10 protein-coding genes and 3 pseudogenes are annotated in these 14,878 nt (G+C 69.1%); 9 read left to right on the top strand and 4 right to left on the bottom strand.

Going from position 1 to position 14,878, the window contains the following annotated elements; all coding sequences use genetic code 11:
* The first annotated feature begins 105 nt into the window (after window positions 1-105).
* From QUE79_RS08605 to hrpA, 8 genes and pseudogenes are all read left to right on the top strand, one after another.
* A complete protein-coding gene (locus QUE79_RS08605) occupies window positions 106-753 on the top strand; it encodes an ABC transporter permease (RefSeq protein ID WP_434011040.1) in 648 nt (215 codons plus the stop codon).
* A pseudogene (locus QUE79_RS08600) lies at window positions 743-2,001 on the top strand (ATP-binding cassette domain-containing protein). The gene QUE79_RS08605 and the pseudogene QUE79_RS08600 overlap by 11 nt, the downstream one beginning before the upstream one ends.
* On the top strand, window positions 1,998-2,777 hold the full coding sequence (locus QUE79_RS08595) for an ABC transporter permease (protein WP_434011039.1): 780 nt from the start codon (window positions 1,998-2,000) through the stop codon (window positions 2,775-2,777). The pseudogene QUE79_RS08600 and the gene QUE79_RS08595 overlap by 4 nt, the downstream one beginning before the upstream one ends.
* Complete coding sequence (locus tag QUE79_RS08590; protein WP_286346300.1) at window positions 2,774-3,796, top strand: glycine betaine ABC transporter substrate-binding protein; 1,023 nt, start codon at window positions 2,774-2,776, stop codon at window positions 3,794-3,796. Before QUE79_RS08595 ends, QUE79_RS08590 begins: the two co-directional genes overlap by 4 nt.
* Before the next feature lie 43 nt (window positions 3,797-3,839).
* Complete coding sequence (locus QUE79_RS08585) at window positions 3,840-4,217, top strand: hypothetical protein (protein WP_286346299.1); 378 nt, start codon at window positions 3,840-3,842, stop codon at window positions 4,215-4,217.
* A complete protein-coding gene (locus QUE79_RS08580) occupies window positions 4,214-4,513 on the top strand; it encodes a hypothetical protein (protein WP_286346298.1) in 300 nt (99 codons plus the stop codon). The genes QUE79_RS08585 and QUE79_RS08580 overlap by 4 nt, the downstream gene beginning before the upstream one ends.
* Window positions 4,514-4,679: 166 nt before the next feature.
* Window positions 4,680-6,232, top strand: a pseudogene (locus QUE79_RS08575) (long-chain-fatty-acid--CoA ligase).
* Window positions 6,233-6,402: 170 nt separating this feature from the next.
* Window positions 6,403-10,178, top strand: a pseudogene (gene hrpA, locus QUE79_RS08570) (ATP-dependent RNA helicase HrpA).
* Window positions 10,179-10,202: 24 nt separating this feature from the next.
* Here hrpA and arfA read toward each other — a convergent pair.
* From arfA to QUE79_RS08550, 4 genes are all read right to left on the bottom strand, one after another.
* A complete protein-coding gene (gene arfA / locus QUE79_RS08565; RefSeq protein WP_286346297.1) occupies window positions 10,203-11,738 on the bottom strand; it encodes an arabinosylfuranosidase ArfA in 1,536 nt (511 codons plus the stop codon).
* Between the two features lie 72 nt (window positions 11,739-11,810).
* Window positions 11,811-12,050, bottom strand: coding sequence for a PLDc N-terminal domain-containing protein (locus tag QUE79_RS08560; RefSeq protein WP_286346296.1), 240 nt, complete (start codon window positions 12,048-12,050; stop codon window positions 11,811-11,813).
* 180 nt (window positions 12,051-12,230) lie between these two features.
* On the bottom strand, window positions 12,231-13,238 hold the full coding sequence (locus QUE79_RS08555; RefSeq protein WP_286346295.1) for a LacI family DNA-binding transcriptional regulator: 1,008 nt from the start codon (window positions 13,236-13,238) through the stop codon (window positions 12,231-12,233).
* A 104-nt stretch (window positions 13,239-13,342) separates the two neighbouring features.
* Window positions 13,343-13,828, bottom strand: coding sequence for a GNAT family N-acetyltransferase (locus QUE79_RS08550; protein WP_286346294.1), 486 nt, complete (start codon window positions 13,826-13,828; stop codon window positions 13,343-13,345).
* Between the two features lie 32 nt (window positions 13,829-13,860).
* On the opposite strand from QUE79_RS08550, the gene QUE79_RS08545 reads away from it, so the two are divergent.
* On the top strand, window positions 13,861-14,874 hold the full coding sequence (locus QUE79_RS08545; RefSeq protein WP_286346293.1) for an amidohydrolase family protein: 1,014 nt from the start codon (window positions 13,861-13,863) through the stop codon (window positions 14,872-14,874).
* Window positions 14,875-14,878: the final 4 nt, after the last annotated feature.

The following is a 14,878-nucleotide window of genomic DNA, read 5'->3' as shown; positions in this document are numbered from 1 at the left end:
TTCTCGGTTTCTTCATAAAGTCGCTAGGGTTGGCGACTTATTGCCCTTTTCAGGGGCACACCAAGGACCTCGTGACGAAACCGATGTGAACGGAACCGACGACTGATGCTGTGGAAATTCGTGATCGACCGATGGGACCAGATCTGGTTCTCGTCCTGGCAGCACTTCTCGTTGGTGATCCAGTGCCTCGTCCTGGCCGTGGTCCTGGCCCTGGTGATCGCCGCTCTCGTCTATCGCAGCAAACCGCTCAGCGGCCTGGCCAACGGCGTCTCGGCCGTCGGCCTCACCATCCCCTCCTTCGCGCTGATCGGGTTGCTCATCGCGCCGCTCGGCTTCGGTGTGGTCCCGTCCGTCGTCGTCGTGACCTTCTTCGCGACGCTCCCGATCCTGCGCAACGCCGTCGTCGGGCTCGCCGAAGTCGATCCGACCGTCGTCGAGTCGGCTCGCGGGGTCGGCATGAGCCGCTTCCGCACGTTCGCCACCGTCGAGTTGCCGCTCGCGTGGCCCATCATCCTGACCGGCATCCGCATCTCGGCGCAGATGGTCATGGGCGTCGCCGCCGTCACGGCGTACGGCCTCGGCCCCGGCCTCGGTGGGTTCGTGTTCGCCGGCCTCAGCCGTCTCGGCGGAGCCAACTCCCTGCAATCCGTCGTCGTCGGAGTGGTGGGCGTCGTCGTCCTCGCCTTCATCCTCGATCTCCTTCTCCTCGGCCTCGGCCGCCTGACCATCTCGCGAGGTATCCGTGTCGCATAACGAAGCAGCCCCCACGACCACGACCAGCCGGGGCATCGTCCTCGACAAGGTCACCAAGCGCTACCCCGGCCAGAAGGTGCCGGCCGTCGACGGGATCACCCTCGAGATCCCGGCCGGCAAGATCGTCATGCTCGTCGGCCCCTCGGGCTGCGGCAAGACGACGACGCTGAAGATGATCAACCGCCTCATCGAGCCGAGCGAGGGAACGATCCAGCTCGGCGACGACGACGTGACCACGATCGACGGCGACGACCTCCGCAAGCGCATCGGCTACGTCGTGCAGGCCGGGGGCCTGTTCCCGCACATGACCGTCGCTCAGAACATCGCGATCGTCCCCAAGATGCTCGGCTGGTCGAAGAGCCGCATCACGGCTCGCGTCGACGAGCTCCTCGAGCTGGTGTCGCTCGACCCCGCGACCTACCGCGACCGCTACCCGAAAGAGCTCTCCGGCGGCCAGCAGCAGCGCGTCGGCGTCGCCAGGGCCCTCGCCGCCGACCCGCCCGTCCTCCTCATGGACGAGCCGTTCGGTGCCGTCGACCCGATCACGCGGCAGCGCCTTCAAGACGAGCTCATCAACATCCAGCACGAACTGCACAAGACCATCGTGATCGTCACCCACGACTTCGACGAGGCCGTGAAACTCGGCGACTGGATCGTCGTCTTCACCGAAGGCGCGCACATCGTGCAGTACGACACCCCGGAGCGGATCCTCGCCGAACCCGCCAACGAGTTCGTCGAGAACTTCATCGGCGCCGGGGCCGGGCTCAAGCAGCTCACCCTGACCCGCGTTCGCGACGTCGACCTCCAGGAGGCCGTCGTGGCCAAGCCGGGGAAGCAGGATCAGCGGTGCTCGCGCGGGTGGACGAAGCCGGCCACGAACACGCCGTGATCGTCGACGAGCGGAATCGCCCGATCAGCTGGCCGTCCCGCCGCCAGCTCACGCGCCTCGAGACCGTCTCGACCGCCGTCGACCCGGCTCTTCCCGTCGTCGGCCAGGGGGCCACGCTCAACGACGCGCTCGACACGATGCTCGTCTCGAGCGCCGGAGCGGCGCTCGTCACCGGAGCACGCGACAGCTTCGTCGGCGTCATCACGGTGGAGGTGGTCATGGAGGCCATCACGCGCTCCCGGCGCCAAGCGCTCGAGGCGCAGGATCGACCGGTGGGCACCAACACGGCGACCCTCGAGGTCGTTCAGGCGCAGAACGACCCCGAGCTCGAGTCGGCCGCCAGCGGGAATTCCCTGTGACGGCCGTCGTTCAGGAGCAGCTCGCTGCGAAGGTCGACAAGAAGGCACCGACGACGACCTGGCGCGGGCTCCTCATCCAGCCCCTCGCCATCGCCGTCGTCTTCGCCGGCTTCGTGGTCTGGCTGAACACCGCGAACCTGACGCCCACCGAGCGCTCGACGCTGAACCCCGCCGACCTCCTGACCTACACGCAGCAGCACCTCGCCCTGACCTTCGTCTCGGCCGTGATCGTCCTCCTGATCGCCATCCCCCTCGGGGTCCTGCTCACCCGCAAGCCGTTCAAGCGCGCGAGCGGAGTCATTCTGGCCATCAGCAACATCGGACAGGCTGCTCCCGCCATCGGTCTCGTGGTCCTGCTCGCCTTCTGGCTGGGATTCTCCTTCTGGGCGGCCGTGGTCGCCCTCGTCGCCTACGCCGTCCTGCCCGTGCTGCGGAACACCATGATCGGCGTGCAGAGCGTGGACGCGCGTCTCGTCGAGGCCGGGCGGGGCATGGGCATGAGCTCGATGGCCGTCCTGCTCAAGGTCGAGCTTCCGCTCGCCGTGCCGGTGATGCTCTCGGGGATCCGCACCGCGCTGGTCCTGCTCGTCGGCTCGGCCGCGCTGGCGACCTTCATCGGGGCCGGCGGCCTCGGACTCCTGATCACCACGGGCGTGAACCTGTTCCTCCCGAAGGTGCTCGTCTCCGGAGCCCTGCTGATCGCCCTGCTGGCTCTCCTGATCGACTGGCTCGGGCGCGTCGTCGAACACACCCTGCGACCGAAGGGACTCCGATGAGCCCGCACCTGAACTTCCCCACCCGCAAGCGTCGCGTCGTCCGCACGACGCTCGTCGCCGCCGGCGCGGCCGCTGCCCTGCTCCTGACCGGCTGCGGCCTGCAGCCGGCGACCGCCTTCGTGCCCGCCGCGGGCCCCGGCTCGATCAAGCCGATCAAGGGCCTGCCCGACGACGCCGAGCTGACTGTCACGACCAAGAACTTCACGGAGCAGCTGATCCTCGGCAAGATCGCCGTGCTCGCAGCACAGGCCGCCGGCTTCAAGGTCACCGACATGACGAACGTGCCCGGCAGCGTGGCCGTCCGACAGCTGATGCTCGACGACGGTGCCGACTTCACCTACGAATACACCGGCACCGCCTGGCTGACCTACCTCGGCGGCAAGAAGGGCATCCCGGACAAGGCGAAGCAGTACGCCGCCGTCCACGACGCCGATCTGAAGAACGGCCTCACCTGGCTGCAGCCGGCTCCGCTCAACAACACCTACGCTCTGGCGGTGCGCGAGGAGCAGGGCAAGAAGCTCGGCAACATCACGTCGCTCTCGCAGATCAAGTCGCTGCCCGTCTCCGAGCGCACCTTCTGCGTGGAGGCCGAGTTCAACTCGCGCAGCGACGGCTTCAAGCCCATGCTCGCGCACTACGGCCTCAAGCTCGGCGACCCGAACGGCGTCCCGTCGAAGAACGTCAACGTGCTCGACACCGGCACCGTCTACACGGCCACCGACCGAGGAACCTGCAACTTCGGCGAGGTCTACACGACGGACGGCAGGATCAACGCGCTGGGCCTCACCGTGCTGAAAGACGACAAGGCGTTCTTCCCGGCGTACAACGTCGCCCCCGTCTTCCAGACCGCGACCCTTGCGAAATACCCGCAGCTGAAGGGCGTCTTCGACAAGATCTCCCCGAAGCTCACCGACACGCAGCTGCGTGCGCTCAACCTGCGGGTCGACGTCAAGGGCGAGGAGCCGGCCGACGTCGCGTTCGACTGGATGAAGAAAGAGGGCTTCATCACGGCGCCGTAGCACCCTCCTGGCTGATATCTCGGACCAGTGGCAGGATGTCGTCATGGTCCAGACTGCGGAGTCTCCTCGGCTCGATTCACGAGTTGCGCTCGTCGGCGGTGCCGGTGTGGTCGTCGCTCACCTGATCCTTCTCCGTCCGTTCGGGTGGTGGTACGGCGAGGCCGCCGGGCTGATCGTGGCGGTCGCGCTGTTCGTGGGCTTCGCGGTCATCGCCTTCGGCCTTCCCGGCGCCGGCGCGGGGCTGCTCGGACCGAGCCGGCTGGCCAGGTGGGCCCTGTTCGTGTCGGGTGCCCTGGCCGTCGTCGGCGTCGTCGCTGCGTGGTTCTTCCCGCGTGGCTCCGTCGACTTCTCGTCCGCCGGCGTCCGAGCGTTCGGCATCGTCCTCGGCTGCGTCTCCTCGCCCAGTTGCTGGCGCTGGTGACGGCAGCCGTCTTCGCCGTGTCCTCGCGCGGCGCCTCCACGAGCGCCCGACGCGGCATCACCGTCTTGGCCGTCCTGGCCGTCGCAACAGAACTGATCTCGCTCGCGTGGGGACTCCTGCCGGTTGACGCGCTCCAGACGTTCGCGAACGCCACCGCCTGGCAGGGCCGCCTGTTCGACGTCGTCGCCCTCTGCGTCGGGGTGGGGATCGCCTGGCCGTGGCTCGCCCCGCAGGTCGATCGCCTCACCGCCGCGGGCGCGAGGGCCCGCGACCGCTGGGTCGACTCGACACCGTAGGCGGCGCTCTTCGACGGCGTCCGCGGCGTACCCGCTGGCGGCGCGTGCGATCCTGCGGGTGAAACCTGACCCGGAGCCTCGCGACTCAAAGGATGCAATCGTATGATGCGATGACCAGTCGCACCACTCGCACCACTGCCGTCAACGAAGACGAAAGAAGAGTCCGATGAGTCACACCGCCACCGCCTCGGTCGCCTCGATCCTCAAGGAGTCCGCCGACCGCTTCCCCGACGAGATCGCCGTCACGGTCGGTCCGGTCTCGACGACCTACTCGGAGCTCTGGCGGCAGACCCGCGAATACGCCGGAGCCCTTCGAGCCAAGGGGGTGACGGAGGGCAGCCGCGTCGCGATGCTGGTACCGAACGTGGCCGACTTCCCCGGGTGTACTACGCGGTGCTCGCGCTCGGAGCCGTCGCTGTTCCGATCCACGCGCTCCTGAAGCAGCACGAGATCGAGTACGTCCTCCGCGACAGCGGTTCGACCATGCTGGTCTGCGCGGCGCCCCTCCTGGCCGAGGGCGCACCGGGAGCCGGTCTCGCCGGAGTCGACGTCGTCACGGTTCTCGCGCCGTCCGACCTGGTGACCGGGTACGACCGGCTCGAGGCGCTCGCCGAAGCGGCCGAGCCGCTCGACACCTACGTGCCCCGCGACCCCTTCGACACGGCCACGATCCTCTACACGAGCGGCACGACCGGTCAGCCGAAGGGCGCGGAGGGCTCTCACTTCGCTCTCCTCGAGCAGGTGAACGTCCTCCTGCTGAGCACGTTCGAGATGAAGGCCGGCGACAAGGTGCTCGGCGCCCTCCCGCTGTTCCACACGTTCGGCCAGACCTGCACGATGAACGTCGCGTTCCGCGCCGGCGCCACGGTCGTCATGGTCCCGAAGTTCAGCGGCGACGCGGCGCTGCAGGTGATGGTGGAGCAGGGCTGCGACATCTTCATGGGTGTGCCCACGATGTACATGGCGCTCCTCGACGCGGCCACCCGCAGCGCCAGCAGGCCGACCCTCAAGTACGCGATCTCGGGCGGCGCCGCTCTGCCGGTGGCGATCATCGACCGATTCCGCGATGTCTACGGCGCCGAGATCCACGAGGGCTACGGCCTCACCGAGACGTCACCGGTCGCGACGTTCAACCACGTCGGCCGGACGCCTCGACCGGGCACCATCGGCACGCCGATCTGGGGTGTCGACGTCGAGATCGCCGACTCGAGCGTCGAGGACGCGATCGTCCTGATGCCCAACGGATCGATCGGCGAGCTCGTCATCCGTGGGCACAACATCATGAACGGCTATCTCAACCGGCCGGAGGACACCGCTCGCGCGATCGTGGACGGCTGGTTCCGCACCGGGGACCTCGCGACGAAGTCCGACGACGGCTACCTCACGATCGTCGACCGCACCAAGGACATGATCATCCGCAACGGCTACAACGTGTATCCGCGCCAGGTCGAGGAGGTGCTCGCCGCTCACCCGGACGTCACCATGGCGGCCGTGTTCGGCGTGCCGCACGAGACGCACGGACAGGAGATCGAGGCGGCGGTCGTGCTACGCCCCGACTCCACCGCGACCCCCGAAGAACTGATCGCGTTCGTCAGCGACGAGATCGCCGCCTACAAGTACCCCCGCGTGGTGCACATCGTCGACGCTCTTCCCCTCGGCCCGAGCGGCAAGGTGCTCAAGCGTGAACTCGTGACGCGCTTCGCTCCGGCGCACGCCTGATCCTGCCCGCCCCTCGCCCCGGTCGGCCGGGTGAAGCGGCGATCCGTCATCCTCCTGCGACCAGAGTGCCGCCTCTCGGCGTCCCGGCGCCGGACTCGGCGTGCGCCCGTGGAGAACGCGAGCCGGAAGCCGCCCTGTGCACAATGAGCGCGTCTTAGACTGGAACGCTCATGAATCCCACGATCACCTTCCCGCCGGAGCTGCCGGTCAGCCAGCGGCGCGACGACATCGCGACCGCGATCCGTGACAACCAGGTGGTCATCGTCGCGGGCGCGACCGGGTCGGGCAAGACGACCCAGCTGCCGAAGATCTGCCTCGAGCTCGGCGCCACGATGATCGGCCACACCCAGCCGCGCCGCATCGCCGCCCGCACCGTCGCCGAGCGCATCGCCGACGAGCTGCACGAAGAGGTCGGCGGCCTCGTCGGCTACCAGGTCCGCTTCACCGACCACGTCGGGGCCGACACCCGCATCAAATTGATGACCGACGGGATCCTGCTCAACGAGATCCACTTCGACCGCGATCTGCTCAAGTACGACACGATCATCATCGACGAGGCCCACGAGCGCAGCCTCACCATCGACTTCCTCATCGGTTACTTCAAGCAGCTGCTCCCCGCCGCCCCGACCTCAAGCTCATCATCACGAGCGCCACGATCGACCCGGAGTCGTTCTCCAAGCACTTCGACGGGGCCCCGATCATCGAGGTGTCTGGCCGCACGTACCCGGTCGAGATCCGCTACCGCCCCCTCGTGGCCGATGACGACAGCGCAGGATCGGACGACCCCGACGACGACGACCCGGCCCCCGCCCAGAACGCGCCGACGATCGCGACTACCTCCAGGGCATCAACGACGGCCTCGACGAACTCGCCCGCGAGAGCAACGGCGACGTCCTCGTCTTCCTCTCCGGCGAGAACGAGATCCGCGACGCCGAAGAGTCGATCCGGGGCCGCAACCTCCCCTTCACCGAGGTGCTCCCCTCTACGGCCGCCTGAGCGCCGCCGACCAGCACCGCGTCTTCGAGACATCCCGCACGGCCGGGACCAGGCGCAGGATCGTCCTCGCCACGAACGTCGCCGAGACCAGCCTCACGGTCCCGGGCATCCGGTACGTGATCGACGCGGGCACGGCGCGCATCAGCCGCTACTCCACGCGCGCGAAGGTCCAGCGCCTGCCGATCGAGGCCATCTCGCAGGCGAGCGCCAACCAGCGCTCGGGTCGCTCCGGCCGCACCAGCGACGGCATCGCGATCCGGCTCTATTCCGAACAAGACTTCGAGAAGCGCCCGGAGTTCACCGAACCCGAGATCCTGCGCACGAACCTCGCCGCCGTGATCCTGCAGATGATCTCGCTCGGCCTGGGCGACATCGCGAAGTTCCCGTTTCTGCAACCGCCCGACTCCCGCGGCATCAAAGACGGCCTCGACCTGCTGAGAGAACTCACCGCGGTCGACGGCGAGGGCAGGATCACCCGAGTCGGCAGGCAGATCACCCGGCTTCCGATCGACCCCCGCCTCGCGCGAATGGTGCTCGAGTCCAAACAGCACGCCACCACCCGCGAGGTCATGGCCATCGTCGCAGGCCTGAGCATCCAAGACCCTCGGGAGCGGCCGCTCGAGCGCCGCCCGCAGGCCGACCAGCAGCACGCGCGCTTCACCGACCCGTCCGGCGACTTCCTGACGTTCCTCAACCTCTGGAACTACCTCGAGAGAAGAGAGAGCTCGGCTCGAGCGCGTTCCGTCGCCTCTGCAAGGCCGAGTTCCTGAACTACCTGCGCATCCGCGAGTGGCAAGACGTCTACCGGCAGCTCGTCCGCGCCGTGAAGCCTCTGGGCCTTCACATCGGCGAGCCGAGCGCCAACCCCGACGGCGTCCACAAGTCGCTCCTTGCGGGCCTGCTCAGTCAGATCGGGCTGAAAGACCTGCAGAAGAAGGACTACGTCGGCGCACGCCAGTCCCGGTTCGTCATCTTCCCGGGCTCCGCCCTGGCGAAGAAGCAGCCGAACGCGATCATGAGCGCCGAGCTCGTCGAGACCAGCCGCCTGTTCGCCCGCGTCAACGGCGCGATCGATCCTGCGTGGGCCGCCCCGATCGCCGGTGACCTCGTCAAGCGCAGCCACTCCGAGCCGCACTGGGAGAAGAAGCAGGGGGCGGTCGTCGCCTTCGAGCGGGTCACGCTCTACGGCGTCCCGATCATCCCGCGGCAGCGCGTCCAGTTCAGCCGGATCGACCCGGTCTATGCGCGCGAGCTCTTCATTCGGCACGCGCTCGTCGAGGGCGACTGGGAGTCGCACCAGACGTTCCAGCAGCTCAACAACGCGCTGATCGACGAGCTGACCGAGCTGGAGGAGCGCACGCGCCGCCGCGACATCCTGGTCGACGGCGACGCGGTGTTCGAGTTCTACCACCGCCGGGTCCCCGCCGAGGTGAGCAGCATGCGCTCCTTCGAGGGCTGGTGGCGCAAGACGCGCGCCGCCACGCCCGACCTTCTCACGATGAAGGCCGAAGACCTCCTCGGCGAGGAAGAGCCCGAGGTCGACGACGAGAAGTATCCGACGGCCTGGCGGCAGGGCGACCAGCACCTCGCCCTGCGCTACCGGTTCGAACCAGGGTCGCACGACGACGGGGTCACCGTGCTCGTGCCGCTTCCACTGCTCGCCCGCTTGCAGCCCGGGGGCTTCGACTGGCAGGTGCCCGCCTTCCGCGACGAACTCGTCACCGCGCTCATCAAGTCGCTGCCGAAGCAGATCCGCAAGAACGTCGTGCCCGCAGCCGACTGGGCCGCGAAGATCACGGCAGAGCTCCCGGACGAGCCGCACGATTTCACCGTCCCCTTCACGGCGACCGTGGCCGAGGTCATCAAGCGCCTCACCTACACGCCGGTGTCGTCCGCCGACTTCGACCTGTCGCGGATCCCGGCGCACCTCCGCATGACCTTCGCCGTCGTCGACGAGAAGAGCGTCGTCGTCGGCATCGACAAAGACCTCGGCGCACTGCAGAAGTCGCTCGCTCTCGATACCCGCCGCAGCGTGGCGCGCGCGACGGAAGCGCCGGCGACCGTCGCCGGGCCGACGATCCAGCGCGAGGGCATCACGAAATGGGACTTCGACGATCTCCCGCAGACGGTCGACACGCGTCACGGCGAGACGACGATCCGCGCCTACCCCGCGCTCGTCGACGAGGGCACCTCGGTGTCGATCCAGCTCATGGCCACCGCCGCCGACCAGGCGCTCGCGACTCCGCGCGGAGTCCGGCGCCTGCTCATGCTGCAGACGCCCTCGCCGATCGCCTACGTGCAGCAGCATCTGACCAGCCAGGAGAAGCTGATCCTGGCGACCAGCCCGTACCAGAACACGGCGGCGCTGTTCGCCGACTGCCTCGTCGCCGTCGTCGACGACGTGCTCTTCCGCGTGAAGCCCGACGGCCTGCTGTTCACCAAGAAGGAGTTCGAGACCGTGCGCGATCGCGTGTCGGCCGCCGTGATGGACTCGATGTTCCAGACCGTCTCGCTCGTCGCTCGCACCCTGACCGCCGCGCGAGACGCCGACAAGGCCCTCAAGCAGGCCACCAACCTGGCGCTGCTGCCGGCTCTGACCGACGCCCGCGAGCAGCGCGATCGCCTGCTGTTTCCCGGCTTCGTCTCGGCCACCGGGCTGGCGCGCCTGCAGCGGGTTCCGGTCTACCTCGTCGGGATCCAGCGCCGGATCACGAAACTGCTCGAGAATCCCGCTCGCGATCGCGCGTGGATGGTCGAGGTGCAGCAGGCCACGGCAAGGTACGTCGATGCGGGTGGCGCTTTCCCGCCTGCTGCCGGGGCTGATCCTTCGCTCACCCGGGCCCGCTGGATGCTCGAGGAGTTCCGCCTCTCGCTGTTCGCGCAGGATCTCCGCCCCGCCGAGTCGGTCTCGCTGCAGCGGATCCAGAAGGTGCTCGCCGCCGCGTCGTGACCGTGCGGGCGAGCCCCCTCGGGCTCAGCCGCGCGTGACCTCGAGCTCGACGACCGCCCACGAGAGCGCGGGCAGCGACAGCTTCGCGGACGATCCGTCGACCGTGACGCCCTCGAGGGGAACCAGGCCCACGGCGTCCTGCGCGTCGAGCGTGTTGGCCGTGTAGCGGGAGCCGCCCTCGGGGACCTCGAGCAGTTCGGCCCGGACGACGCGCGCGCCCGCGAACCCGCGGAGAGCGACATCGACCTCAGCGGGCTCCTCGAGCCCGCGGTTGGCCAGGAACAGGGCGACCCGACCGGACGCCTCGTCGTAGGTGGCGCTGACGTCGACGAGGTCGGCGTCGCCGAACTGGGCCGTCTCGATCCGGTCGGACGTGACGGCTGCGCGCAGGATCTGCCCCTTCGCGAGGGCGGCCATGCGGGCGAACGGCCAGAAGATGGTCTGCTTCCAGGCCGGACCGTTCTCTTCGGACCGGATCGGCGCGATGACGTTGACGAGCTGCGCCTGGTTCGCGATCGACACGCGGTCGCCGTGGCGGAGCAGCGAGTTGAGGAGCGTGCCCACCACGACGGCGTCGGTGACGTTGTAGGCGTCCTCGATGAGGCGCGGGTGCTCGCGCCACGACTGGCTGACGGCCGACGGCTGGTCGTCGGTGGTCAGGCCGCGCTGGTACCAGACGTTCCACTCGTCGAACGAGAGGTTGATGTACTTCTTGGCCTTCCGCTTCGCCCGCACGGCGTCGGCGGTCGCCGTGACCGACTCGATGAAGTAGTCCATGTCGACCGCGCTGGCGAGGAACGACTCGGCGTCGCCGTCGTGCTCCTGGTAGTAGGCGTGCATCGACATGTAGTCGACCTCGTCGTAGGCGTGCGAGAGGACGGTGTGCTCCCACGAGCCGAAGGTCGGCATGCCGGAGTTCGACGACCCCACCGCGACGAGCTCGATGGTCGGGTCGACGAAGCGCATGGCCTTGCCGGCCTCCTGCGCGAGGCGACCGTACTCGTCGGCGGTCTTGTGGCCGATCTGCCAGGGCCCGTCGAGCTCGTTGCCGAGGCACCAGAGCTTGATGTCGAAGGGGTCCTTCGCGCCGTTGGCGATGCGGCGGTCGGAGAGAGCGGTCCCGCCGGGGTGGTTGGCGTACTCGACGAGCTCGCGGGCCTCGTTGACGCCGCGCGTGCCGAGGTTGATGGCCTCCATGATCTCGGTCCCGGCCTCCTTCGACCACTCCACGAACTCGTGGAGGCCGAAGGCGTTCGTCTCGACCGTGTGCCAGGCGCCGTCCAGTCGCCGCGGCCGCTCCGACACGGGGCCGACGCCGTCTTCCCAGTTGTAGCCGGAGACGAAGTTGCCGCCGGGGTAGCGGATGACGGTCGCGCCCAGCTCTTTGACGAGCTTCAGCACGTCTTGCCGGAACCCCCGCTCATCGGACTCGGGATGACCGGGCTCGTAGATGCCGGTGTAGACGCAGCGACCCATGTGCTCGACGAACGAGCCGAACAATCGCCTGGGCACCTCCCCGATGGTGAAGTCGCGGTCGAGGGTGATGGTTGCGCGGGACATGGATCTCCAGTGATCGAAGTCGGATGTCTCCATTATATCGTTGTAATGGGATCCGATTTCAAGCCTGACCGGTCAGGAGACGGGGGTCGTCAGAGACGCGCGGGGGTGACGGCGCTCGTGAGCCGACACGATGAACCAGACGACCGGGCCGACGAAGGTGAAGGCCAGAACGGCGAGGATCCAGAGGCCCTTGACGACCGGCGAGGCGAGCGAGCTGCGCAGGATGCTGACGACGGCCGCGATCCAGAGGACGACGAGGCCCGCGAGGACGACGAGGCCGGCGATGGCGGGGAGGACGTGGGTGAACTCCATGGTGCGGTTCCTTTCGTGAAGACCCCCGCTGGCGGGAGCCGCGACCCGATCGGGCCGATGTCTCAACGCTAGGTCGGCGCCCGTGCACGATGAATCGCACCACGGGAGCGCGGTCGTGGTCCTGAGGTGTCGTCACTCCCGCCGGTGGTCGACCCGTGGTGCCGGGCCGGCGCCCCGGGTTCAGCGGGCGCGCGTGCTCGAACGCGAGACGATCTCGTGCGCGATGTGGACGCCGCGGGGCGGCAGACCGCGGTCGGCGATGCGCTCCGAGAGCAGCGTCAGCGTGACCTCGGCGAACTCCCGCTTGTCGAACGACACGGTGGTGAGAGGGGGCGACGCGTAGCGGCCCGAGGCGACGTCGTCGAACCCGGTCACGGAGAGATCGTTCGGCACCAGGATCCCGCGCGACGACAGGGCGCTCAGCACCCCTTCGGCCATCGAGTCGGTGAAAGCGAAGATCGCATCCATCTCGAGGCCCGAGTCGAGCGCCTCGAGCACGACACGGCCCCCGGCGCCGGCGACCCAGTCGTCGACGACGAGCTCGAGGCGCGGGTCGTGCGGGATCCCGGCCTCGGCGAGCGCCTGCCGATAGCCGATGGTCCTGGCGCGAGCGGTCGCGGTGTCGAACTCCGGCGCGTGCGCGCCGACCACCGCGATTCGGCGGTGCCCGAGCGCGATGAGGTGCTGGGTCATGTCGCGAGCGGCCGCGACGCTGTCGAGTGAGACGTGGTCGACGAGATCCTGCTCGACCTCGCCGATGACGACCACGGGCGGGAGCTCGTCGGCGCCGACGATGGCGCTCGACTCCAGGCGCACCGGGTTGAGTACCAGGCCGTCGACGAGGTGCTCGCGCCCGCGGGAGAGCAGCTCCCGCTCGCGCTCCGGCCTTTTGCCCGTCTGCTCGAGCTGGATGTTCCAGCCCTTCTCGTGGGCAACCTCGACGAACTGGTCGAGCATCTCGGCGCTGTACTCCATCGCGACGTCCGGGAAGGCGAGGGCGATGGCGCCGGTGCGGCCGTTCCGGAGGCCGCGAGCCGACAGATTGGGCACGTACTGCAGCTCGGCGACCGCGGCCTCGACCCGCTCCCGGGTCTCCGGGCGCACGAAGACGACGCCGTTGATCACGTTCGAGACGGTCTTCGGGCTCACCCCGGCTCGGGCGGCGACGTCTCGCACAGTTGCGCGCATTGTCCGCTCAGGCTAGCGCCCCGGCGGCGTCGGGCGGGCCGACACCACGCGGACCGTCCGGCGGGGCTCTCGCGAGCCCTCCTCTCGCACCGGCGCACGGTCGATCAGAGGCGGCGGTACATGACGTGGAGTCCGACGAGGCCCTGCGCCGGGTGCTCGAACGCCTCGGGAACGGTGCCGATGATCTCGAACCCCAGCGACTGCCAGAGCGCCACGGCCCGAACGTTCGTCTCGACGACCGCGTTGAACTGCATGCTGTGGAACCCGGCGTCTGCGGCGGCGGCGACGACGTACTCCCCCAGCGCACGGCCCACACCCTGCCCCGAAGCCTCCGGGGCGACCATGAAGCTCGCCGTCGACACGTGAGAGCCGCGACCCGGGCGGTTCGGCCCGAAGTGGGCGGAACCCAGGATCGCGCCCCCGTCGTCGACCGCGACCACGACGGCGTGACCGGGCGTGAACCAGTCTCCGCAAGCCTCGTCCGCGGTTCGTCGTGGCGGCAGCGCATACGTTTCGCCGGCCTCTGCGATTCCGCGGTAGAACGGCCAGATGCCGGCCCAATCGGCATCGGTCGCGGTACGAATCTGCATGCGCCGAGGGTACCGGCTGGCAGGATGGCGGGATGCTCCTCACCTGCGACGACGCCTGGTTCGGCGGCTGGCGCGGCCCGAGCATCCTGCGCATCGAGGCGGGTCGGCTGTCGTACGGCGGCCCGGCCGACGGCACCGAGACCGACGGTCAGCTCGCCGCCACCGTGTTCGCGCCGTTCACCGACAGCCACGTGCACCTCGGCCTCGTCGACCCGGGAGCTCTCGTCGTCGGCGGGATCGGACGCGTGGTCGACCTCGGCTGGGATCCTGCGCTCTCCACCTCCTGGCCCACCCGAGGCACGGCGGCGGACTCGGGCTGGCCGGAGGTCTCGACGTCCGGTGGCCTGCTCTGCGCACCCCGGGGCTACCCGAGCCGCTCGGGCTGGGCGCCGGCAGCCGCGGCTCTCGAGATCGCCGATCGCGACGCGGCCCGCACGACCCTCGAAGGCCTGCAGGATCACGGCGCCACGGTGGCCAAGATCACCCTCAACTCCGACGCGGGGCCGGTCTGGGACGACGACCTCCTCGTCGCCGTGGTCGACGAGGCGCACCGCCTCGGCCTCCCGGTCGTCGCGCACGCGCAAGGGCTCGGGCAGACGAGACGAGCGGCTCGGGCGGGTGTCGACGCGCTGGCCCACACGCCGTTCTCGGAGCGGCTCGACGACGACCTCGTGCAGGACATCGCGCGCAGGATGACGTGGATCTCGACCCTCGACATCCACGGCTACGGGAGCGGCGGCGTGGCCTTCGACACCGCCGTCGACAACCTCACGCGCTTCCACGCGGCCGGCGGCTCGGTGCTCTACGGCACCGACCTCGGCAACGGGCCGCTTCCGGTCGGGCTGAACGGCCGGGAGCTCGCGGCCCTGAGCCGGGCCGGGCTCGACCTCGACGCGATCCTGCGCTCCCTCACGCCCGGCAGCGCCGAGGCGAGCTTCGACACGAGGCTCGTCACGGTGCTGCCCGGTCCGCGCCCCACGACCGTCGCCGAGTTGGCGCAGGCCGCCGTCGCCACCCTGCCGGAGCTCCTGGCAGGAGCCGAATGAGGCG

This window comes from Frondihabitans sucicola, from assembly GCF_030296615.1.
Classification (GTDB): Bacteria; Actinomycetota; Actinomycetes; order Actinomycetales; family Microbacteriaceae; genus Frondihabitans; species Frondihabitans sucicola.
This window is presented reverse-complemented; position numbering and strand designations above follow the sequence as displayed.